Annotated in this window: 17 protein-coding genes and 1 pseudogene; 6 read left to right on the top strand and 12 right to left on the bottom strand. The window is 54.1% G+C overall.

Going from position 1 to position 23502, the window contains the following annotated elements:
* Window positions 1–471 precede the first annotated feature (471 nt).
* From PS14A_RS11520 to PS14A_RS11495, 6 genes are all read right to left on the bottom strand, one after another.
* The gene (locus tag PS14A_RS11520) at window positions 472–1329 is read right to left on the bottom strand and encodes a hypothetical protein (protein WP_212616210.1); all 858 of its coding nucleotides are present in this window, start codon (window positions 1327–1329) and stop codon (window positions 472–474) included.
* A 2-nt stretch (window positions 1330–1331) separates the two neighbouring features.
* Window positions 1332–2075, bottom strand: a complete 744-nt coding sequence (locus tag PS14A_RS11515; protein WP_249121253.1) for a hypothetical protein — start codon at window positions 2073–2075, stop codon at window positions 1332–1334.
* Between the two features lie 209 nt (window positions 2076–2284).
* Window positions 2285–3628 carry a GTPase-associated system all-helical protein GASH gene (locus PS14A_RS11510; RefSeq protein WP_212616209.1) on the bottom strand — a complete coding sequence of 448 codons (1344 nt, stop codon included), beginning with the start codon at window positions 3626–3628 and terminating at the stop codon, window positions 2285–2287.
* 451 nt (window positions 3629–4079) lie between these two features.
* Complete coding sequence (locus PS14A_RS11505) at window positions 4080–5714, bottom strand: Shedu anti-phage system protein SduA domain-containing protein (protein WP_212616208.1); 1635 nt, start codon at window positions 5712–5714, stop codon at window positions 4080–4082.
* 617 nt (window positions 5715–6331) lie between these two features.
* Window positions 6332–6733 carry a hypothetical protein gene (locus tag PS14A_RS11500; RefSeq protein WP_169857510.1) on the bottom strand — a complete coding sequence of 134 codons (402 nt, stop codon included), beginning with the start codon at window positions 6731–6733 and terminating at the stop codon, window positions 6332–6334.
* Between the two features lie 175 nt (window positions 6734–6908).
* Window positions 6909–8030: a hypothetical protein gene (locus PS14A_RS11495; protein ID WP_212616207.1), complete on the bottom strand. Its 1122-nt coding sequence runs from the start codon at window positions 8028–8030 to the stop codon at window positions 6909–6911.
* Window positions 8031–8235: 205 nt separating this feature from the next.
* On the opposite strand from PS14A_RS11495, the pseudogene PS14A_RS11490 reads away from it, so the two are divergent.
* The 3 genes and pseudogenes from PS14A_RS11490 to PS14A_RS11480 form a co-directional block, all read left to right on the top strand.
* Window positions 8236–8427, top strand: a pseudogene (locus PS14A_RS11490) (IS30 family transposase); the annotation flags it as partial.
* Between the two features lie 203 nt (window positions 8428–8630).
* Window positions 8631–9425 carry a DUF6615 family protein gene (locus PS14A_RS11485; RefSeq protein WP_212616206.1) on the top strand — a complete coding sequence of 265 codons (795 nt, stop codon included), beginning with the start codon at window positions 8631–8633 and terminating at the stop codon, window positions 9423–9425.
* A 261-nt stretch (window positions 9426–9686) separates the two neighbouring features.
* Entirely contained in the window at window positions 9687–11111 is a 1425-nt protein-coding gene (locus PS14A_RS11480; RefSeq protein WP_212616205.1) for a HEPN domain-containing protein, read from the top strand.
* Window positions 11112–11243: 132 nt separating this feature from the next.
* Here PS14A_RS11480 and PS14A_RS11475 read toward each other — a convergent pair whose 3' ends face one another.
* The 4 genes from PS14A_RS11475 to PS14A_RS11460 all read right to left on the bottom strand — a co-directional run bounded on the left by PS14A_RS11475 (window position 11244) and on the right by PS14A_RS11460 (window position 18234).
* Window positions 11244–15122, bottom strand: coding sequence for a hypothetical protein (locus PS14A_RS11475; RefSeq protein WP_212616204.1), 3879 nt, complete (start codon window positions 15120–15122; stop codon window positions 11244–11246).
* 1044 nt (window positions 15123–16166) lie between these two features.
* On the bottom strand, window positions 16167–16937 hold the full coding sequence (locus tag PS14A_RS11470) for a molybdopterin-dependent oxidoreductase (protein WP_212616203.1): 771 nt from the start codon (window positions 16935–16937) through the stop codon (window positions 16167–16169).
* Window positions 16934–17554 carry a cytochrome b/b6 domain-containing protein gene (locus PS14A_RS11465; protein ID WP_125926835.1) on the bottom strand — a complete coding sequence of 207 codons (621 nt, stop codon included), beginning with the start codon at window positions 17552–17554 and terminating at the stop codon, window positions 16934–16936. Before PS14A_RS11465 ends, PS14A_RS11470 begins: the two co-directional genes overlap by 4 nt.
* A gap of 71 nt (window positions 17555–17625) precedes the next feature.
* Window positions 17626–18234, bottom strand: coding sequence for a hypothetical protein (locus PS14A_RS11460; RefSeq protein ID WP_042609816.1), 609 nt, complete (start codon window positions 18232–18234; stop codon window positions 17626–17628).
* A gap of 215 nt (window positions 18235–18449) precedes the next feature.
* On the opposite strand from PS14A_RS11460, the gene PS14A_RS11455 reads away from it, so the two are divergent.
* Window positions 18450–19145, top strand: coding sequence for a heavy metal response regulator transcription factor (locus PS14A_RS11455; RefSeq protein ID WP_039760267.1), 696 nt, complete (start codon window positions 18450–18452; stop codon window positions 19143–19145).
* Entirely contained in the window at window positions 19118–20506 is a 1389-nt protein-coding gene (locus tag PS14A_RS11450; protein ID WP_212616202.1) for a heavy metal sensor histidine kinase, read from the top strand. Before PS14A_RS11455 ends, PS14A_RS11450 begins: the two co-directional genes overlap by 28 nt.
* Here PS14A_RS11450 and PS14A_RS11445 read toward each other — a convergent pair.
* Together PS14A_RS11445 and PS14A_RS11440 are read right to left on the bottom strand one after the other, a co-directional pair.
* Window positions 20478–20984, bottom strand: coding sequence for a nuclear transport factor 2 family protein (locus tag PS14A_RS11445; RefSeq protein WP_042609814.1), 507 nt, complete (start codon window positions 20982–20984; stop codon window positions 20478–20480). The genes PS14A_RS11450 and PS14A_RS11445 overlap by 29 nt on opposite strands.
* A 79-nt stretch (window positions 20985–21063) precedes the next feature.
* On the bottom strand, window positions 21064–21822 hold the full coding sequence (locus PS14A_RS11440) for an SDR family oxidoreductase (protein ID WP_039760604.1): 759 nt from the start codon (window positions 21820–21822) through the stop codon (window positions 21064–21066).
* 168 nt (window positions 21823–21990) lie between these two features.
* Between PS14A_RS11440 and PS14A_RS11435 the strand changes: the two genes are divergently transcribed.
* Window positions 21991–23502, top strand: a complete 1512-nt coding sequence (locus tag PS14A_RS11435; protein ID WP_249121251.1) for an MFS transporter — start codon at window positions 21991–21993, stop codon at window positions 23500–23502.

Genomic DNA, 23502 nt, shown 5'->3' with positions numbered 1-23502 from the left:
ATCAATTCCTCGTAACCGTTAAGACCAATTTTCACAACGGGTCCTTTGCCACGAGTAACCAACGCTTGCGCCGTAGCAATCAAGTCCGATGTAGCTCTCTGCACTGCCTTTGAGGGCGACAACTCTATCGAGGTGAGCACATCCGGAGGCTTGGGTGAGTTAATAAGAAGCCCAAACAGAGGTCTCAGATCACTCCAGCAGAGCATTTCCTGAAGCGGAGCTAGGACGGCATGCGAGATGACCATTCCAGGCCTGCTTGCAGAAGGGTCTGCAAAGGTGCGTGCCAAAACATACCACTCACCGAGGGCAAAGCCGCTTACATAAGGAGACCATACGACTCCCGGCGGTGCTGTATCAGGCAGGTCTAGACGGGCCGCCAGCTCCGGAGGAATGCACGAGGCATCACTGGCCATACGAAGAGCGTGCCCGCCAAGAGCTTCACCAAATACGGCCTGTTCAACTATCACAGCATTACCCTGCCACTTTTAGAACGCTAGCCGCTAAGAGGGATTGGATCGGTTGAGTGAGATCTGAAGTGTGCTGCCCATTCGGCAACACCACGTAGCCAAAGTGTTCAGGGCCTTGAGCAACGTAGTCCATGTCACTGCAATTGGGCGCGAGCGCTCGCCCCAACGCAGAAAGGCCTAGCACGAAAGGCTCAGCCCAAAGACCGTGAATGAAGCTGGAGAACATAGGAAGCCTGCGCTCCAAGACCTGCGCAGGTGGTTGAGTGAGCTCACCAGCGCCTAGCTCATCCCAGCAGCTCAAAAGTATTCCTAGGCGAGGGCTTGCAAGCGGCTTCGAGGTGCTTTCATTTCGGATGTAAATCAGCATCTGCAGCAACTCGATGAGACGCGCCTGATCGGAGACCTGCACCTCTCGATTATCAACGCTCGCAACGGTGATATCGTTCAGCGGGCGGGAGAAGATGTCTTCACTCACCCGAGTTTGCTGGAGGCGAACCAGTAGTAGCCAGGCCGGCGAGACCACGACACGATCGCGCCAGGCAGCAGGAATTTGCCTGGTTGAGGACATGGTCTTAATCTGCTCACCGCCGTAATCCGGCCATATCAGCTCGGCCTTCAGTCCGTTGTCGTCACTGATTGGCCAAAGGCTATCAACGTAGGTGGTAGTAGGCGTGTGATCCGCAGTAAGACCCTCGTTCAGGCGCCCCATAGCGGACTCGAAAGGCTGAAGGTTCGTCGCTGCCCCATCCATCCGCAACTTGCCAGCACCATTCATTAAACGGTTAAGAAGCTGCGCACCATAGTGGGTTTTGCCGACACCTGACTCACCGAGGAGCAGGATCGAGTTATCACTAACGCTCATGGCTACTTCACCCCAAACATGAACAGAAGATCCGAGCTAGCCGCTTGGGGCGGTGGCAAGGAAAGGCGAGCTCTCCGGATATCAAGGGTCCAATCGAGCAATTCGAGAAGCCCCTGCCCTTTATTCTCGTCATCACCCGAGCCAGAGATGCTGACCAGAAACTCACGTGCATCAGGCATTAACTTCAGTACTGCATCGCGGACAGCCGTTTCAATTTCTGGTGCGATGGTCACATCAGCTTTGGTCCAAACGAGCGCAACTGGACGGTCAGAACGCTCTGCTGCAAGTCTGCGAGCCAATACCTGAAGGGCACTACGTGCTGATCCTTTATTCTCTCCAGCAAGTGCTTGGCGATCTGCAATCAGCAAGAACAAATCCGCATGCTCTGCCACCCAGCGTGCACCCTGTGCATCAGGCGCATCACGGTTCATGGACCATTTTTGGAACCATTCGCCCGGGGCATCGGTAAATAGGTAGCTGCGGACATCACCTGAGCCACCTCTAAATGAAGTATGTAAAAGCCCCGGAGCTCTCCCGCCTCGGCTGGAGGTGTGCGGTGGAAAATTGGGGGGATTACCTGGGCTCCATCGCAACGAACCTGCCAGAGCTTCCCAACCTGCTAATGAATAGGAACCGACAAAGCGGCGTTTTTCAGAGCAAGCCAGACCGCGCCCGATAAACAGGTACCAAGCCGCGAGCAGCGTAGTCTTTCCAGCGTTCTGAGGCCCTACCACCCCGACGACCATTGGCTTTCCTGGGCCCGCGACAAAGCTCAAATCAGAGAGCCCCAGCGCACTTCCCGACCAAGGAAGCAGCAAGCTATTAGCGTCCCCCACCGCGGATGCTGATACCTCCTCGTCCCCAGCCCCCCAACTTGGGCACTTAGTGTGGTTCACAAAGCCCAAGTCGCAACTGCAATCAGGGGCAAAACATGAAGGGCGCGAGCAAGCACTCATTAGGCTTTACTTCCAGGCTTCTTAGCCTTCACAGCCTCTTGCGTAGCCCGAGCGGCCTGCAACTCCCTGAAAATCCAAGCGGCCCACTCAGGGATGGTCAGGACCGCATCAGCAGGTACGCCGACTCTTGCGTGAAAATGGGCATCGTCTATCGTAAACTTACCCTGTTGTTCTGCAAGCAAACCCAAAATAGGACCTCGCCCACTAAGCTGCGGAACGAGCTGACGCGCAACCGCTCGCAATGGGCTCAGCTCTGCTGACTCAACAGCCTCACAAACGAGCTCACGTATAGACTGTTTTTTCGCCGGATCCACGGAGGCTAGGCTCAATACGGTCTCGCTGAGAAACGCGGCAACACTTACGGGCGAGAAGGTGGGTACCTGTTGGTGCAGGTCCAAGGCCATCAGTGCCCCCACAGTCGATACTGGGAGCGCACGATAGCTGACGCGAGCGCTGGGGGAGTATAGAGTCTCTTTCCACCAAATCAGATTTGTTCTTCGCTGCAGGCCCGCAGTTGCCGCACTTACAAGCCTCAGCGTATCCCCAACGTGTGTTGCCACTGCTGCTGACAGTGCTCTCAGCGGCCCAGAAATATCTATCGGGGCGCTCTGAACATCTTCGCTGGCGGCATCAATCGCTTCGGCTATCGCATTAGCAGCCAAACGTCCAAAATCAATTGCCCAATTCTGAGGGTCTCCGTGTGGCCAAAAGCGGTTTTTGTTCGGGCCAGCTCCGTTAGGTCCCGCCGCAGCCTGTAAAGTGGCAGTCAGGCTTTCAGTATCGATGGTCAGAGCCTGCGAGGAAACTTCAACTGCAGGCGGAGCCGAGTACTTTAACTCAGGGGCATCGATAGAGTCTGGGGTCGCCCACTCTGTCTCGGCGCGAGCGTCAACTCGACGCTCAATCTCCAGCACTGCCTCTACCCAGATCTTTTGCTCGTTACCAGCTTCGATAAAGGGCAGTGCATTGCGAGCTGAAGTGACAAACGCAACACCCACCTTTTCGTCGCTGGCAGCCTGGACGAGGGCATCGAGCAGCAGAGCCCGCAGCACCATCATGGGTGTAGCAGAGAAAGTATTGATGTAGGTCGGCCACCGCTTCTGAAGCGCATCACACACCTCTGCGATGACTGGATCCTCCTCGGGTGACGCAGGATCAAAGGCAATGAGGGCATACGAGGAGGTCTTGGATGGCGCCTTTTTTAAAGCAGCAGCTAGATCGGAGGCAGTCTCTCTGAGCTTCGCGAGCTTAGCGTCATCGCCGCCCACGTCAATCAGCCCTGCACCCAGAAAACGAAGTAGGATTTGGTCGCTCATAATAGGCTGAATCTCTTCCTTGATCATGGCCTCAGCCACCACTGGGCGGAGGACTAAACCTATACTAAATCCCTAGCGAAGGTGAGAGCAATTGGACATCATCATGACCTCGACGCTGCTAGCAAAAATGCATAGCAGTCGTAGCGCCTAGTTTATCCGTGTCTCCAGCTATTTATTTGGCCCAAGAGCGGGAGCTTTACGCTTGGACCGATAATAAAAGTCGGAGCGATACAAATATGAAGGACCGCTTCTGACCGAAAGCGCCCGCCGATGAACGGCTACTTCTGGCCGGCAGTAGACCGTCGCGATGAATTGCACTACTCAACGAACCACTGGGCGGCTGATCTAGATAAAAACTGGCATAAAGTTGCCGTAATTCATCAAGTTAACAGAGCACCACACCACCCAAATCTCAAGTTCGCGCTCAAGCGGTGGGATGGCGCTTTGAAGACCAGTCTGTATTAAACCAAGGCTGTGATCATCGCTTGTCGAGCACCTCGATCAATCGCTGAAAGCGCTCCAAAAGATCATCGTAAGTGAGAATCTTGATATCTGACTTTGCGTTATGGATCATCAAGGTGTCTTTCTGCTCCTGCGTCAAATCCTTAGAGCGCCCGATCACCACCATACCTTCTGCGGCATAGTTGCCCACCAGCCACTGTGGCAGGTTGCTCGCGTTGTTATGGATCTCCCTGATCCAGTCCTGCACCTGCTGTACTGCGTGGGTCACCTTGTGCCGCTGACTATTGCGCTTGGTGAATATCTGCGCGCTGTGGGGTTCGAGCTCCACCAGCACAACACGCTTGTCCGATTGGAGGTATTGCAGCACCAGGTCCGCACGGTATTTGCCGATGCGAACTTCGCTGTAGACCGCTGCTACATGGGAATCCAGCACTTGAGTATGCTGCTTGAGGAAACGGTGCAGATCTCTTTCACGCGTGCCGACCCGGCCCAGTAGATGGCACAACTCGATGAAGTTGCGCTCAAACCTTGCCGATTGAGAGACCTTTGGCCCCAGCGCTGATACTTTGCGTTGCAGCAAATGTTGCTTGTCAACACTGCCCCGGCGTGAGCGATTGTCACGGCGAGTGACGCCGATGGGCGGTATTAGCTCACGCCCCCCTACCTCTATTACCTGGGCAAGCGGCTGGTCGAATGCACCTACAATTACTGCTTTCACTCGCGTCAGGCCAAGCGCCCTGCATGCCATATAGACGATATAGTCATCGTCCATGACCAGCGCGCCGTTCTCTTCGTACAATAGGATATCGGTAGTTCTAGCATGGGCGATGAACCGGCTAATGTCCTCATTCGGGATCCGCAGTGCATAGTCAATGTCCCGGGGCTGCACGATGGCAAGGTCTACCCTGACCCGCGTACACGCCACCTGACCATGGTAAGCACGGGCGATGAGCCGCACTAGGTACGGGTTGTCGCGGGGGCGGTCCTTGCGGTTATCGACGATGGAATTCAGCGGCAGTACCGGATAAAGGTATTTCTTGTATTGATACAGGCATTGTAGAAGGAACATGAAGTGCGCCACCTGCACGGCGTACTCGCGCTCAAACCGGACCCAGCCTTCTTCCGTGCACATCGAAATGAATGGCTCCGGTCGAGTGCTCGATAGCTGCAGGTTCAATTGCCCCACCTTGCCAGACAACCCTTCGCGCCCAAAAACCGTAATTTCGAACAGAACTCCGCCATCCACCATTTCCGAGCGCCTGAATAGGACACCACAGGGCCGGCCCTCGAAGGTGGAGGAGACAAAGAACTCGCGATCCAGCTTCAACTTTTCGAGGCGATGAAGATCGCGCAGTACTTCGTCGGGGTTAGGCAACTCCGAATCGGCCACCACCAAATCTTCGTTGATCACGAACATCGCACGGGCTATATCGCCGATTAGGGGATTCTCGCGATAACAGTTACGCACCCAACTGACGATCTCATCAACATGGGGCGTACGATGCTCGCCTTGCACGATTTCACGCAGAGTGCCTTGGCGGACCTGCTGCAGCATGGGTTCGGTACCAGGTGGAAGGTCGTTTTCGCTAAACGATAGCCTGGTATCCGTTGCCAGCGAACCGTCCATGTAATGTGCTTCTAGCTCTTGCATCTCGGCTTTCCTTAGGTATTGAACGCGGGGTACGAAACGCCATTGATGTATCACCTCTGCCGCCGCCTGCTACATTGCCTACTATCCTTCGCGCTAGGATCGTAGTTCCGTAAGAGGATAATTCTGAAAGATAGCCGAACCAGCATACAACAGGGGGGCATCCTCTTTTGGCCGATAGCTGACGGTGACGAAAGGCAACTACTGGCTTTCAGCGGCCGTGCCGAGTGAAGTTTGCAGACAATCAAAGCGGAATACTTTGGGCCATAACCCATTGAAAATACTTGCTTTAGTCATGGACTTGAAAACCGTCGACTGTAACAGGTCCATGAGTTCGAATCCCATCGCCTCCGCCATATTTTGTACCGACAAAGCCCTGATTATTCAGGGCTTTGTCGTTCCTGGCATTCAGGAAATTTGCTCCTCTCTCTTTGGATCGTTTCCGCATCTTTTCGGGCATTTCCGCAACCCTACCCTTCTGACACCGTTAAGTGCTCAACAAAACTAAGCACAGCGCGACGGTAGCATTGAATGCTCAGTAGACCGCTTTCGTCCATTAGCTGCCGCTCACGAACACCTGCTTTCGGCCAAAAGCAGCCCTTTGGAGGCTCAAGTCGCACCTACTTCGAAAGCCCGTTTGCGCCGTCGTCGATCTCACACAAAATCCGCTCGAGCTCAGGTCGCGACCACTGCTCCCAAGGAAATACATCCCGGTCATCACCGGTGTGCCAATACTCGCCTGCGTCAAATGCCTGATAGATAGAGAATGCCGGCTGGGGCATATCCGCGTGCATGGACAAGTCGATGATATCGCTGATGACAGTATTCATCACCTCATCACAGTAATGAAAATCGCGGGTGCCTGTAATAAACAATCTTGCAACTGAGATCGCCAACTGATTCAAAAGATCGCGACTGTCGATCTGTAGGTGCTCACACATCACACTCAATTCCGTGTTTGGGGCCTTTTCAATGACCGTAAGTACGTAATCAAGGTTGTAATCACTTAGACCTTTGTTCATGGGGAACACCACTCGCCAATTCAGTTTTGCCATGGATCCAGGACAGGCTTTGTCAGAGAAGCATATTGTCAGATGTGCTGCCGAAGGTCCGCTTAGGATCGTTTGCGGCCCGTCGCAACAGGCAGAAATCGGCCAGCATTGGACACTCAAAGATGTCTACGAAACTAGGGTCGATTCATCTGTCCCCACTTATTGAGTCTTTAAAATGAGCTGGTTTTCCCCAATCACCAAGGTTCGGGGAGCGCGTCAACGGGTTCCCATGGGTTGCATAAATTTCGTCTTGGGCGAAATTCAACATCCGTGACTCGATGTATTTATGGGTCGCCGGCTTCAATGACTCGTACCACTCAGGAGAAAGCGCAACGTTTTCACTGAGATCTAGTGCTGCGTGTATCACGGCTAATGTGGGTGAGCCTGAATGCGCCAATGACTCAAAAAGTCTCAATGGCGCGTCATTCGCTGTATTGAGCCAAGAAAAAATTGCTGCGCTACCAGATTTCAGGGGAATAATCGAAACCATTAGATGGGATATTTCGACAGTCCTGTCTGCTAGGTCTTGAAGCCGATTTCCGTTAAAGTCGACGGTTGGCTCGACAGCGAAGGACGCTACTACCGTTGGCGGCTCAGGGAAGATCAATGCCCGAGACACAAGCCTTTTCCAATCCTTGGCTATCAGTATTTCATCGAGTCGGCTCTTCAGCGCTTCAATGTCTGACGCGCTTTCGAGAACCTCTGAAAGATATTTTTCAAATTGCTCTGAAAATTGTACTTCTTCTTGGATGCTATGCATCGCAGCGTACTGTTCAAGAGAGGGGGTGGACTCAAACTGTTTTCGTTTGTAATAGCTTTCACGAGCTACGGCCCGGTATGCAAGCATAAACAGTTGCTCAGAGGTAAATTCGAATGCCCGAGTCTCAATGCACGCGAATAGATCTCGGTCATGTGCACGGCAGAAGCCGTTAAAAACAGAAACATCTCGCAAACCTTGCAATTCGAGATTCAGGGGAAATTTTAGGTGGTCTCCACTGATGTTTCCGCGCATAGCATAAACGCGACCGTCTCTTGATATCGGTCTTAAAAATGCTTCGAGGGACAGAGTATGCGCAGATACAATTGGACCTTCATGATTTTGGTGTGGTGCAAGACACACCTTGGTCTGATAAAGCTTGTTGAACCTGGCAATCTGCTGGCCCACGGCTCGCCGACGCTCTGCGGCTGCGCGCTCTGCCTCCTTCTGGCGATTTAATGCTTGTTCAACTCGCTCTTGTTTGCTGCCTCGCGATTTCGCCTGTCCCATTTCTATTCCCCACTCCCAACTTGCGAACCATACAGCGACGGTGCAGCTGCTTGCTGCACCTGGAATGGCGAGTATTCGTCCCTGCCAGGGTTTTACTCGATATCAGACTGACACTACCTCATCAATTCAGGCCAGCCAACTCCCTAGGTGAGTCATTAGCTTCGGGGACGCCTAAAGTACTGGACACTCAAATCCTCAACGTTGGTGGCAACGGGGATCGAATGAGAACATCAACGGGTTGTTAAGGCAGTATTTCCCGAAAAGAACCGACCTTGCGGGTCACTCGCAAGCCACGCTAAATGAAGTCGCAAGGCAGCTCAATAGCCGTCCTCGGAAAACACTAGACTACGAAACACCCCCCGAACGATTTCGCCAATCTGTTGCGTCGACCGGTTGAATCCACAGCCACGAGCGGCCATTCATGGACGAGGGCGCATGTTTAACCATAGACACATTCGTAACGACTTCGTAACCTTGAGGCAGGTCTTGTCGCCTTTTCTCCTCTGCTATATCGCGGTTCTGAAAGACGACAATACTCGTTCAGGGAGGCGCCCCCAGATATGTGTCGCCTATTTATAATTAGATTTACAAGGATAGTGAATGTTAAACCATCATTTGAATATAGTTTGCGATGATGTCTGGCAGCGTCTCGAAAACTCTAAGAGGTTCGGAATATCTCAAGGGGAGGAAACCCTCACAGATAATCTTCTGCTTTATCTAGCCTCCCAAAAATTATCAACAATCAAGATAATTCAAACCCCGAAACATAAGGAAAGTATCAAAGGGACTGATTGGGAGTGGTGGATCGGGAATAGTACAAATGGCTTCCTTCGGTATGCAGTCCAAGCCAAAAAATTGGATGCAAGAACTGGCCGTTACGCCTCGCTCAATCATAAGGTTGGTGCAGGAGCATTAGCAGAATTTCAGCACAAAATACTTGAGGATTATGCGAAGGCCAATAATGCCATTCCTTTGTATGCATTCTACAATCATCTGGATACTCCGGACTTACCCAAAAGCTGGAACTGCCCCTTGCCTCTAGATCATTCAAAATTTGGATGTACCGTTACACCGCTTGAAAATGTAAAAAAAGCCATTTCAAACAAAGGCTGGCGCACATTCGAGAAGATACATTCATTTCCAGAGACCGTTCCACTGCGCTGCCTTGCTGTATGTCCAAATATATCTTCTACTTCAGTGCTGAGCGGAAAAACAAAGGTACACCGTCTGGGGGTAGAAGCTAAAGTCTACAAAAATCCTTGGGGGTGGATTAGTGAAATGGGGCACCTTCAGACTTTCGAGCAAATGCCTCAGCAGTATTACGATCACGAGCTGGGCTATTATCCAAAACGAATATTGATTATAGACACAAGCAAAATCAATCGCGATAATTGACTGTGGGTATGGTTGTCGTTCCGGACCTGCTTGAAGACTATAAGGCACTGAACGGAGCAGGAATGACTTTCCACTCCGTTCACACTGCACTCCTCCAATCTTAACGGCAACAATATAGCAATTATCAGCCGTCTCTAGGAGGCCTTACGAACACTGAAAAACCCTACCGGCTTTAATACCAAAGCTATTATCAGTTTCAGGATGTCTAGTCTTGGTGCTACTGTTATCAGTCATAATCAATTAGATGAGCACGAGGGACATATGGAAGTCAATGACCACGGATTGTTTTGGTGGGCGGGAAGTGAGTACACCGACGGATATGCAGCCGGACTGCTAACAATAGATGCCTCCGGCATTATTAGCCTTGAGTTACATCAGACCTTACCAGGGCGCAGCGGTGCGGAAGCAATATTTAGGCAGGAGCTAGCATCGGAGGTCGGGATTGTTGGCTGCTTGAAAGCTACGGGACACTACGTACTGCTCAAGGGGCTACAAACAAACGGTGGCCGAAGCGGTTTGATTTCCTATGAAAATTTTACCGCTGAAGAGTGCTTTATTTGCCAGAAGCAAATTGACTCGGAAAATTTTACAAAGCTAAAAGTTTCGCTAGACGGTTTGCAGGAGTGGGTCCGGCCCGGAAAAGTTACTTGCGAGGGGCCGCTGAATAATAAGATATCGATAGAGCTTGAATGTAACTCGACAGAAACGTGGAAAACCGACACAGGTCACGTTGAGTTGCGGCATCACTTTACAGGAAATAAGCCCAGCCGATACAGCAGTACTCTAAATGTTGGATTGGTCTCTGAACTTACCTACACTCCGGTGTTAGCAGTATCTAGCCAAGCCATAATCGAATGGTATCGCGCTATTCAGGACCTGCTTTTAATCCTGACTAATTGCACACTGACGCTTAAATGGCCGCAACTTATTTGGAGCTGCCAAGGCGACGATCTAGTAGTTCAATACTATTTTCGCCGTCATGAGCCAATTGATAATAAGATTGCATGGCATCAAACCCTGCTTCCTTTTTCAAGGATTCGTGAGATTTTTGGGGCAATGATCGATAAATGGATTATTGCTCGGAAAAGTCTAGGTCCAGGAATAAACCTTTATTTAGGCACAAGAAGGAATTTCAGATTGTATGCTGAGCACCGCTTTGTGAATTTGGTGTGGGGCTTGGAAGCATTAGGAAGGCGGAGCGATCCATCCGAATCCGACGAAACTAAAGTTAACGAAAAAATCAAGAAATTCACCTCGATAATAAGATCTGTCGAAGGGTTGAACTCGGGAGATCGCAACTGGCTAAAAGGCTTAATGAAGCGTTCAGGTGAACGTCCACTTTCGGAACGGCTTTTCGAAGAGTTAAGCCCTGTTGCCATTAATATCCCTGATGAAAATCTAAGGAGATTTTGTAAGAGATGTGCAGACCTAAGGAATGACTTGTCACATCATGGCGGAGAACGGATGCCTGGAGAGTATGAGACGTTCCTGGCAGGAATCTTGAGCAATAGTGAAGCACTCTCCAAACTCTATCTTCTTGTCATATTGCGCATTTTGGGTGTAAGTGTCGATGAGATTAAAAGAATTATGTACAGGGATCCGGGTTCGAGTGTTTTTAAACTTTCATTCGTGCAGGCTGGATTACTACCGGAAGATAACGTTGAGCAAATGCTTGAGCCGATTTAACCTTCTTGCCTGCCGCCATTAGGGCTGATGGTCCGCTTTTGGCCGAAAGCGGTCATTCATAAGCGTCTGCTTCCAACCAATAGCTGCCGGTTAGGACGGGCAGTTACCGGCCAATGGGGGCTTCGGGCTAGCCTATTCGAAGCTCCCAGTACGCTCGCGCTCCTCTTCGTCCTCTCGAAGCTCTTCCGCTGCGATTCTTCGTTCAAGGCTCGCTCTAGCCGTCGCCAATACTGGCTTCAGCTGTTCTTCGTCACCGAGACTTAGAGCATCGAGGAGCGGAATCCGTTTCTTCAGGATTTCGGCCAAAGACCCGGACCAGCCTGAAGGCGTAAATCGCTTCAAATAGGCTTCGATTACGGCCTTCTTATCAGGAGCATTTGCGAGCACAGCCAGTGCGGCATCCGAAATAACCAACTCAGAATCGTCCACAGAGGTATCGGTATGCTCTTCACTTGCTTGACTTCGGGTGTCGAATAGCTTGCAGCTCCGCGCCGCGAACACGTAACGATCAGACGGTGAGGCATTACACCAATCGATCAACATGTCCACTGGGACTACGCTGAGTGCTGTCTCTTTCCGATCACTGTAAGCGCGCCCAATCACCGGCAACACCTGACGGTAGTAAGCGTCCTCACCGGGAACATAGATCGAGTCGAGCGCTCGTCGCGGCATGTGCCTGAGGAACGGCGAGATAGCGGTTTTGATGACGTCCCTATTGAGGTAACTACATTCCTTCGTGCGCGCAAAGGCAACTAGACCGCTCAATACCTCCAGCGCTGCTTCGGAAGAAGCTAATCGCTTCAACGAAAACTCCAATATGCTCTTAAGGCGGTAACCACTATTGGCACGATCCCCAAGAACTTTTTCCCATTCGGCTGAGCCCAGAAGATTGAGGCAGGTTGCCGCCAGTGACTCCTTATACGCATCATCGTGATCTGATGCGCAGTGGACGACCATGGCAAGGACGTCGAGAAACACGATGCCACCATCTGGCAGCAGTGCTATCGCAGAAAGCAGCTCGCCAATCTCTGCAACAGAGAATGAGTCAGTTTTTCTGCCCATCCCGAGATAGGAGAATTGCCAGGCAGGAGTATTTCCAGCCTTGATTGATCGGTGGATTCGAGCGTAAGCCGCTTGATTCATCGGTATGCTGCAATGCAGGTCCATGATCCATTTGACCCAAATTGCATCACTCACCGCGCTGTCGAGAAACGCCTCGACAGAAGCGGGAGATGAGTGATGCCAGCCGTTAAGCAAGCCGCGAAGGAACAAGACACCGACGGTTCCGGCCATGGCAGTGGCGATATGTTCTTTTGCCGCATCCAAAAACCAGCTCGGATCCCCAATCTGTTTTCCAACCCCAATCCCCAAATGAAATGCACTGGCTCCTGACTTGGTTGAGATCAATTGCGGGAGTAACTCCAAGAGAAGGCCCTCAATGGTGGCAGCAGCCTCCCCAAGTTCCTCCACGGCCTGGTTTGATCTGCGGATGCGCTCAGCAGTCGTTTCAGCGCTCTGATCTGCATCATCGTCATCAAGATCTAGGTCGAACTGATTCGATTCTAGAAGTCGAGCTCGAATCATGTCAGGTATAGCCTTCGGCCTGAGAAGTTCCTCCAGATCGCGCAGCTCGTTTTGAACCGACTCATCGAGTTGACCGGAGTCAAAGCCGAGAATGCTTTTGACCCCAAACCAACCCTGAGGCCAGCTCACGACTGAAGCCAGTTCTTCTATTGCTGCACACACTTCTGACCTCAGATTCGTGTCAACCCAGAGTCCTCTTAAGCGGCGTCCCAAAATAGATCTGCAACTTTCAGAAAGGTCGGACGTCTGCTTACCAATGTCTAGTGCGATGCGAATGAATTGCATGTACCACGCATTGACATCTGAGCGGGATGCTGGAGCCCATCCCTCGCTCCGCTTTCGAGCTCCGAAATCGAATCTGCACACGGAGGTAAAATACCCTGTCTCAAGCGCCGTATCGAGCGCCAAAAGCCCCAGTTGCTCTCTCTTGGAGTCCCCGGATTCAAGCAGTTCTCTGACGAATTTTGCCCTTTTATTGGGTGGGGCATTCGTCCCGGATAGCACGCAAAAAAACAGAGACGTCAAGATTCCTCCAATAGATTCGTGCCCCCCATTTTCCTGGGACTCCGCCAAGGCGAACCGGACAAGAATATCGGCGGCAATATCGAAGTCTTCGTCTTCGAACGCGATGGCTTTCAACGTGTGCGCATACTGAGCACGTTGTCTGTTTTCGTCCGAAAGAAAGCTAGGGATATTGGCAGCCCGTCCAATTGCCGCTAGAGCGACCTTTGGAGATACAGGCGCGATGTTGTTAAAGATCTCATGGCCAATGTCATTGAGAGCCGTTAGATCGCCCAAGCGCCCGGATGGCGAGAGCCAGTCCCGTACAAGCTCGGCGGCTTTTGCGCTTTCATGTAGGTAACCAAGTCGCCGCGAGAACGACCGGGCAACACGGTCTGTCGCGTTATCGACAAAGATATTCACGATCTGCGATTTGGGTAACGCTTCTAGTGCCTGGGCTGCGAGTCGATTAGCAATCGCGTGTGGCAAAACAGCACGCCATTTGCCACGCACCTGTACGAGACCTCTTCGCTGTAAATCAACCACTTTCCGCTGGAGGGTGATCAATGAAACGTCAGCAACAGCGGCAATTTTGTTGAGCTCTGAGCCAGGGCCATCGTCCTCGCCGTCGAACGAGTACAAGATACTGGCCGCTTCCGCGCAGCTAAGGAGATCTTCATTCTCGGCGTTCTTCTGATGAAATAGGCGCTTGAACAAGTCGGAGTCTCGCAACCGCGCCAGCTCACCAGTCGTCGTAACCGTCGCTGCCAACGCAAACGCGACGCGAGCGTTACCGTCGGAGAATGCGGTGATGGTATCGACATCACTGAACGATAGGACTGGATAACGCCGCTGAAGAAGTTGCTTGATTACGTCATCGGAGGAGCCTTCGAGACGGTAGCACTTTGTGGCGTCTGGTAAGTCGTCTCGAACGTCGTACTCAACAGTAACCAAGCCTATCTTGCTGCCAGACTTTTTCAGCAGCTCGGTGAGCCTCTGATGAGTGTCAGCTCCGCAGTTGTCCACGACGAGAACACACTGATTTCCGTCTTCAATCAGTGCTTCGAGCATCGCTGAAGGTTGAGGTGAAGGTCCATCTGAAAGGTCCGTGTACAGCACGTCGTCAGCACTCAGCGCAGCCTGATGCGCCCTCACACGCGGATCGAAGAGCGCCTGTACCAGTCTCGTTTTGCCGACGCCAGATAAGCCGACAATGCGTACGCTTGCCCCCTTCGACAGGTCGATACGCAGAAGATCAATGGCGGCCGAAATGTTAATGCCCTTCTCTGCGTCAGGCGTGAACACATTGACTCGATCATCGATCAGATATTCGGAGTCGACGGTCGTCTCTTGGTAGGCCCATCCCGAGTATGGACGCCAACCCAAAAGTGGCTTACCTAGCTGGTGTTTTACCCAGGCGACGATCGCTGGGTGTTGCTCCACCCAGTCTGCAATCTTTCTCGCGTCATAGAAGGCAATATGCGGCGAGGAGCCAAGGCCGTTGGCCGACAAGCAATCTCTCATCGCATTGAGTCGAAGATCGAGCGCGGATTCGGAGGTGTCGTCTCGCGTCGCGGCGATGACGTAACTTCCTTTGGTCGTAGCCAGGTCGCGTATTGCTTGCCTTAGCACTCCCTTGGGCGCCATTTCCCCAAGTATCTTGCCGGGGGGGAACACCTCGGCCTTTACCTGAAAGGCTGTATTGTCATTGGGTAGATAGCCAGACATCCCCAGCGGCGGATCTATCTCTACCCTGACGTCCACCCCCCCATCTTTTGCTCTTTGATCGCCCCCCCAGGCGACGGCCGATTCGGAGCCACCGTGCTTGCGAATTTCAGCCCGACACAATCTTGCGATCAGTGCGCGCGCTTGCTCGTCGTTCAGGGATTTTATGTCCGAAGTATCTACGTGAAATAGTGTGTGCATTTTAGGGGGGGCGTCAGGCTGACTGAAGCCTTAGCTTATAGCCTGAAGGCCTTTTGATACAGCAAGGACTGGCAAGACGAAACAGTTGAGGGTTGGTTTCATCCGGCTGGCATGGCTGCAAGCCAAACTGGAAATCCAGAGTCCTTCGGGTATTCATCTCTGGCCGGTAGAACCCTCCACGTGGTTAGGCTGGTTGCCTCGGGTGCCACTGCTTGGAAACCTGGATGACTGTTTTTGGCCGACAGCGGCAGTTTGCCGATGTCCGCTTTTGGCCGAAAGCAGCCGTTCACGAACGACTACCTTCGGCCAAAAGTAGCCCTGATGGCGGGCTATAATTCTCTGATGCTCAGAATAAACGGGGGATGACAGCGGGGTGGAAAAATAGGCTGTAAGTCGACGCTGCCTCATAACACCACCTTCGCCACGGTAGAGAAGCCATCGGGCTTTCTACTTTAGGCGACCGAAAGACCATTCAACGCTACAGGTGAGAATTGGCGGTATGTGCTTCTCCCTTAATAATACTGGCCTACGGCGAGCAAGCTCTCGAGACACGTCTAATCATAACCCCTATCCTCCGAGCTTGACCGGTTGAGGAAGGAGCTCTCGGCTGAAGAGGGATTGCGACGGCGAAAAGTCCGTATCCCAGGCGAACGCAGTGGCGCTCGAACAATCTCGGTCGGTACCCAGGTGACGGTTAGCGGCGAAAGAGCCACTGCAATGGCGAACGCATTCAGTCCCCCTGTGCCGATAACATCAGAGCAGATAGCCCTTTTTTCGCCATTGAAGGTACATGCGGCAAGATTATCAAAGAGCATCCGAGTGCGAGCTTTATCTGACTGTTGTAAAGGTGGCCTGGACTGAGCCTGCAAGAGAGATTGGAAATCTGCTCCATCACTCGTTGCCCGCATCCTGGGTTCTGATGTTGGCCAGTCGGATGGTGCTGGCGGTACTGCAGAAATACCGGTCATCGGCATGCCTCATATCACGCTTGGTGTCATGAATCTCGCCAGTGTTCCTGGCGTGACAGTTCCGTTCTTTGCTTCATCAGATCCCGCTGAACCAGTTGTAGCCCTGGTCTTCCCAATACCCGCCCGGGTTGTCGTTGCTGACGAAAATCTCGACAACATGCTTGGGGTTTTTGAATCCCAGTTTGGTGGGGACCCGAACCCTCAGCGGATAGCCGTACTCGGGCGGCAGCGCCACGTCAGCGTAATCCAGTGCCAACAGCGTCTGCGGGTGCAAGGCAGTCGGCATGTCCAGACTGGAGTAGTAACGATCGGCACATTTGAAACCGACAAATTTCGCTGTGGTGTCGGCGCCGATGTGTTCCAGGAAGGTTTTCAGCGGTACACCTCCCCATTGACCGATCGCGCTCCAGCCCTCAACACAGATCAGCCGAGTGATATCGCTGCGTTGCGGTAGCTTGCGCAAGCTTTCGAGTGTCCACGGCGCCTTGTCCCTGATCCGGCCGGAGACGGCGAGCGAGTAACTGGTCAGGTCTACTTCAGGGATATCGTCCTGACCATAGAAAGCGTTGAACGGAAACGGCTTGGTGATCTGCGCGCGGGCGAAGGTCGGCGCCAGTTTCCGTCCACTGAACAGCCACGCCTGGACCCGGTCGTTCCAACGCGACATGGCCCAAAGCACTTTGTCGACCTGATCGCCGTCCTGCAGGTTGCAACCGGTCAGCATCGACATCGCGCCCACCGTGAGGCCGGCCCGAAGAAAATTCCGGCGCTGAATGTTTTCCAGTTCAAGCTGTTGCGCAGGTTCAATCCTGACGCGCTGACGCATTATTTTTGTAAATTCAGTCATGACCCATTTTTCTCGTTATCAGGCGTCCGCACTCCACCCGTGATCATTGGCAACAGGGTTTTTGGTACCAGAATCACCAAGACCAGGTGAATCACCACAAACGCTGCAATCATCGCCATGGCCGCAAAATGTACGTAACGAGCAACGTCATAGCCGCCCAGTAACTCGACCAGCTCTTGAAGTTGAACCGGTTTCCAGATCGCTACACCCGAGATCACGATCAGTACACCTGCCGCCAGCACGATCCAGTACATCAGGCGCTGTACTGCGTTATAGACACCCTTTTCATGCACCAGCCGAAAGCGCAAGGCATCGGTCAGATCATGCTTCAATGCGGCAATGCCGATGGGCAGCAGCTCACGTTTGAAATGGCGACTGGCCAACCCGTACAGCACATAGATTGCGCCGTTGATCAGCAGCAGCCACATGAATGCGAAGTGCCAGGCCAGCGCCCCGCCCAGCCATCCGCCCACGGTCAGCGCCGCCGCAAATCTGAAGCCGAACAGTGGCGAGGCGTTGTAAATGGCCCAGCCGCTCATGAACATGCAGACCATGCAGGCAGCGTTGAGCCAGTGGGTGAGGCGAACCGGCCAGGGATGCAGCTTTTTCTGTCTCACGTGTTTCCCCTTGCAAGCCTTCCGTTTAGCGGAGCGTTGCCAGACGGCAACGCTCAAGCTTTCTCAGATGATTACATCGGTGGCTGGAAGCCATCCTTGCCGACTGCAATGCCGCGTGCGGTGCCATCTGCAGCGGGGAACACGACGATTTTCGTTCCTTTAACCAGCTCATCGGCTTTGCCTGGCTCGACGTAGGCGATAGGCACGTCATCCGGCACGACGATTTGTTTCTCGCCGCCCTGGTAGTTGACGGTCAACGTGCGGCCGTCGGTTTTGGACAGTTTGCCCACGGTGCCGTTGGTCATGGTGCCAGTGCTACCGTCTGCGTTCTGCCAACCGTAATGACCTTCGCCGCTGCCCTTGAGCCTGGCGTCGAATACCGTGACCTCAAGCGCCTTCAAGGTTCCGTTGGCCTGCGGGATGGCCGCCGAGCCGATGAAGCTGTCGGATTTGATCGAGTCGATATTGGCCTTCGATACCCGGCTGATACCGGTCTTGTCAGTCAGTCCGATCGTCTGCTGGGCGCCAGAGCGGACAGTGAAGGTCAGCGTGTTGTTGCTGACGCTTTCCACCGTACCGCGCAGTGGTTTGATGACCGGCATGTCGGCGGCGGTGGCAATGACGGCAGCGCTGAGCATCACCAAACCGAACGTGGTAGACAGGGCGTTTTTGAGTTGCATGGCGACGATTCCTCATGGGTTGATGTGTCGCCATCCTCAACCGCAGACCGGGACGTCACGATGACCGTCGAATGACATTTTTGTCATTCGCCAACCCTGACCATGAATGACAGAAATGTAACCGACTGCGCCCGCTCATCCCGTTACACTGCACAGCCGAGATACCGATGTCGCGGACTGAATCCCGTCATGAAGAAACCCGAGCGCGCCTGACGATGCATATCCTGCTGATCGAAGATGACACCAAAACAGGTGAGTACCTGAAAAAGGGGCTCGGTGAGTCCGGTTACAACGTCGACTGGACCCAGCATGGCGCCGACGGCCTGCACATGGCCTTGCATACGACCTATGACCTGATCGTGCTGGACGTGATGTTGCCCGGGATTGACGGGTTTCAGATCATCGAGCTGTTGCGCGCCAGACAAGACGTACCCGTGCTGTTCCTTACCGCGCGCGACCAGTTGCAAGACCGCATTCGCGGTCTGGAACTGGGCGCCGATGATTACCTGATCAAACCTTTTTCGTTTACCGAACTGCTGTTGCGCATCCGCACTATTCTGCGCCGCGGTGTCGTGCGCGAAGCCGACCATTTCCACCTTGCCGATCTCGAACTGGATCTGGTCCGGCGCCGCGTGACCCGCCAACAACAGGTGATCGTGCTGACCAACAAGGAGTTCGCCCTGCTCCATCTGTTTCTCCGTCGAGCCGGCGATGTGTTGTCCAGGACACAAATCGCTTCGGAAGTCTGGGACATGAATTTCGACAGCGATACCAACGTGGTGGACGTCGCTGTCAAGCGCCTGCGCAACAAGGTCGACCAGCCCTACCCGATCAAGCTGATCCATACCATTCGCGGTATCGGCTATGTCTGCGAGGTGAGGCCATGCGGTCCCGACGCCAACCCTCGCTGACGCTGCGATCGACCGTGGCGTTTGCCATGGTCGCGATGCTGGCCGTGGCCGGCGCGGGCTTCTATCTGTATCAGACGATGAAGGCCTCGGTATTGGTCTACAGCGATCACGCGGTGATGGGCCGTCTGGAGCATTTTCGCAAGCTCCTGCATTACGAACTCGCCATCGAAAAGCTGCGCGACAGCCCGCAGATTTTCAAGAACATGCTCGACAGCGAAGACGACATCTTCATCATTGAAGAGCCGGGGCAGCCACCGGTCATCCAGGTCAATCCACTCAACGTCACGTTGCCTGAACTGCCGGTGATCGGCCAGGACACAAAGCTGAGCGTCAGTGATCTGCGCAGCGGCGTGACCGACTCGGGAACAAGGCTGCGCGCCGCCTCCGTAGTCACGACGTCGGGTGGCCGTGTAGTCCGATTGACGGCCGCCCACCTTATGGGCAAGGAAATGGCGATGCTTGCAGCGTATCGCGAGCGCATCTACCTGGCCGTGGCCCTTGCCTTTCTGGCAACCGCGTTGCTGGGTTATCTGTTATTGCGTCGCGGGCTGCGTCCGCTGCGCAAAATGGCCGCCCATGCCGCAGCCATAACGCCTGAGCGTCTGCACAGCCGTATGGACAGCGCCGATACGCCGGTTGAATTGCAACAGCTGAGTGACGCCTATAACGCGATGCTTGATCGTCTTGCTCAGGGTTATCAGCGACTGACGCAATTTTCCGCCGACCTTGCCCATGAAATCCGCACGCCGGTCGGGTCGTTGATGGGACATTGTCAGGTTGCCCTTCGCCAACGCCGTAGCGAGGACGAATATCAGGCGCTGATCGCTTCGAACCTTGAAGAACTCGAACGGATCTCGCGCATCGTCGAAAGCATTCTATTTCTGGCGCGCGCCGATGAAGCGCAAGCCGTAGTGGGGCGCCAGCAACTGTCGCTGCATGACGAATCACAGCGCATCGCTGAGTATTTTGAGGGTTTGGCTGAAGAGCGGCGAATGAGCTTCCAAATAACGGGCGATGGTATCGTGCTCGCTGACCCCTTGCTGCTGCGCAGAGCGTTGAGCAACCTGGTGGCGAACGCTGTTCGCTACGCTTACGAGGGCACCGAGATTCTGATACGGGTATTGGAAACCCACGGAGGTGCCCGGATTGAGGTGGAGAACCAAGGGCCGGTGCTGGGCGACGAAACCCTGGGCAAACTCTTCGACCGCTTTTACCGTGGCGATGCGTCTCGGCACCAGAATTCCGACTCCTACGGGCTTGGCCTCGCCATTGTCGTGGCCATCATGCAACTGCATGACGGCCACGTGGGTGTCGAACAGCCAAGGGCCGGGACTATTCGTTTTTCGCTGTCGTTCCCTTGAGCTGCTCGAACGGTGCAAACTGTTCTTCGCCCGCTGCGGGTACCCAATCTTTTAACGGCGTCAGGAAATGCATTTCAAAACGACGTGACAGGAACGCCCACTTTCCGTCCCGACGTTCAAACCTGTCGTGGTAAAGACCGCTGACTTGCACCGGGCCTTTTTCAATGTCATGAAACAGGCAATCCGCAGCTACCGTGCCCACTGCGCTGTCACCCTCGATTTCAATCAGCGGGTTGGCCATCCAGTGGTGCATATGGGGCATCTGGCGCCAGCTGTTTTGCGCCATCGCCAGGATTTCGTCACGGTTTCCAGCCTGGCCAAAACCCGGTAGATCCAGTGTCGACTCTTCGTGCCAGATTGAGCTAAGAAGCGAGGCGTCGATGCGGTCGAAAGCATTGGCGTAGGCGCTGATCAGCGACTCGATGGCGGCGCGACTTTCCAGGGCGTCCAGTCGGGCTGTCAGTTGTTCATTGTTCATGATGAGGTTTCCTGCAGGGGCTGCGCATAAGCGAGGAAGGCAGCCCTGCGCGAGGGCTGCGCTACGGTTGAGCACGTGGTCAGATCTGCGACAGGCCGCCGTCGACCATCAACTCCACACCGTTGACATATTTCGCATCGGCAGACGCAAGAAACAGCGCCGACGAGGCGATTTCCTCAGGCTCGGCCATGTACCCCAATGGCGTGATCTGCTCGACGTGCTGACGCAGCGCGGCGACGTCGGTTTCGCTCATCTTCAAGCCGTTATCCATCAGCGGTGTGCGGGTGAAGCCAGGGCTCAGGACATTCGCTCTGATCTTGCGACCTTTGAGTTCGTTGGCCCACGTCCTGGCAAAGGAACGTACCGCGGCTTTGGAGGCGTTGTAGAGGCTCAGTCCTTCCATGCCATTGCTGGAACAGATAGAGGCCGTCAGCACGATCGAAGCGCCATTTTTCAACAATGGCATCAACGTCTGTACAGTAAAAAAGACTCCCTTTACGTTGATGTCGAACATGTTGAAATAGGCGGCCTCGGTGGTCTCGCCCAGCGGGTTCTTTTCACAAATACCCGCATTGGCAAACACTGAGTCCAGTTGATCGCCGTGCGCCTCAATCGTCGCCTTGAGCTCGTCCAGATCAACCTGGCGCGCGACATCGGAAATGACCGCGACCGCCCTGTCGCCAAGCTTGGCCACCGCAGCCTCCAGCGTGGCTGCAGAACGCCCGGTGATGTAAACGCGCCTGGCGCCCTCGGCAATCAAACCCTGTGCAATCGCAAATCCGATCCCGGTGGACGCGCCGGTGACGACTGCGACCTGATCAGCGAATTTACCTGACATAACTGACTCCTCGATTTCGGTTGTGTGGCTCGACTGGAACCACAGTGCGGCCATTTTGCGAGGAGGCAGGGGCGCAGCGGCACTGCCATAAATGAACATTGGCCGTTCATTTATGTGAGGCGTCAGCCAGGGTTTGATCGTTTAGATTGAAGTCAGCTTATTCAAAGCATGACTCGCAATCGAAAATATTCTGGAGCCGAAGGGTTTCAGAAAGGAGACCTTATGCCTGAGAAAATAGTAGCCCTTCCGGAACAGCGGCGCTGGCTGATGTTCGCCATCCTGTTGGTCGGTGCATTCTTGCCGCCGCTGGATTTCTTCATCGTGAACGTAGCGCTGCCTTCGATTCAGCAATCGCTGGGCACGGCCTCCTCTGCCGAACAGTTGATCATCTCTTCTTACGCGGCGCTGTATGCCGTGACACTGATCACCGGCGGAAGGCTTGGCGACATCTTTGGCCGCATGAGAATGTTCTTCGTTGGCCTGATTGGCTTTGCCGTCGCCTCACTGATCTGCGGTGTCGCCGAGTCACCCTGGGTGTTGATCGCCGGACGCTCGCTGCAAGGCGTGACGGCCGCTGTCATGGCGCCGCAGGCACTCGCTTCAGTGCAGGCGATATTCCCTGAGTCGGAAAAACCCTTGGCGTTGAGCCTGTACGGTGCGGTGTTTGGTTTGGCGTCGGTAGTCGGCCAGGCACTTGGCGGGATTCTGATCTCGCTCAACCTGATGAACCTGGGCTGGCGGTCGATATTTCTGGTGAATCTACCGATTGCGTTGCTGGTCATTCTGATCGCCATCCCCGTGGTCAAGGAAACCCGCGCACCCCAGACCAGCAAGCTGGATCTGGGTGGAACGCTGTTGTCGATGGTGACGCTTGCGGCGCTGATCGTTCCACTGATCGAGGGACGTGAAGCGGGCTGGCCGTGGTGGGCCTGGCTGTCGCTGGCGGCGGTGCCACTGCTGGCCTGGCTGTTCTGGCGCTACGAAGCCCGCTTGTATCAAGCGCAAGGCGCGCCGTTGCTGAACCCTGCTGCACTGCGTGCGCCCGGGCTGGGCCGGGCATTGCTGGTGGCGCTGACTTTTTACGTGATCGGCGTGTTCTTCCTGCTGTTTTCCATCTATTTACAGGGAGCGCTGCATACGAGCCCGCTCAGTGCAGGTCTGGTCTTTCTGCCATTCGGCGCTGGTTTCTTGCTGGGGCCGCTCGCCACCCATCTATTCCGGCGTTTGCTGGGGTCTTATGTGAATCCCTTCGGAATGGCACTCGAAGTGCTGGGGTTCGTGCTATTGGCCTGGCTCGTGGCGCACACGCCAACCGCCGTCACGCCCTCTGCGCTGTCCCTTGCCGTGATTCTCTTTCTGATCGGTTTCGGACAAGGACTGGCCCTTCCGACATTGATGCGCATGATCACTGGACGCGTGGCACCGGCGTATTCCGGCATGATTGCGGGCATCACCGGTTCCACACTGCAAATCAGCACGGCACTGAGCGTAGCGATCATCGGTGGCATTTTTTACACGCTTCTGGGCAAGGACACGGACGCGGCGGCCATCACCCACGCCTTCACCGTCGCCATACTGTGCATCGCTGCGTGTCTGGTGGTAGGCGCAGGACTGAGTCTGAGTCTGGCGCGCCAATCTGCTGCAGAGCTGCAAACGGCGGCCATGCAGCCGGCAGAGTGA

The sequence above is a fragment of the Pseudomonas sp. 14A genome, from assembly GCF_018132745.1.
Classification (GTDB): domain Bacteria; phylum Pseudomonadota; class Gammaproteobacteria; order Pseudomonadales; family Pseudomonadaceae; genus Aquipseudomonas; species Aquipseudomonas mercuritolerans.
Note: the sequence above shows the minus strand (reverse complement) of the source record. Positions and strands in the feature narration are given on the sequence as shown.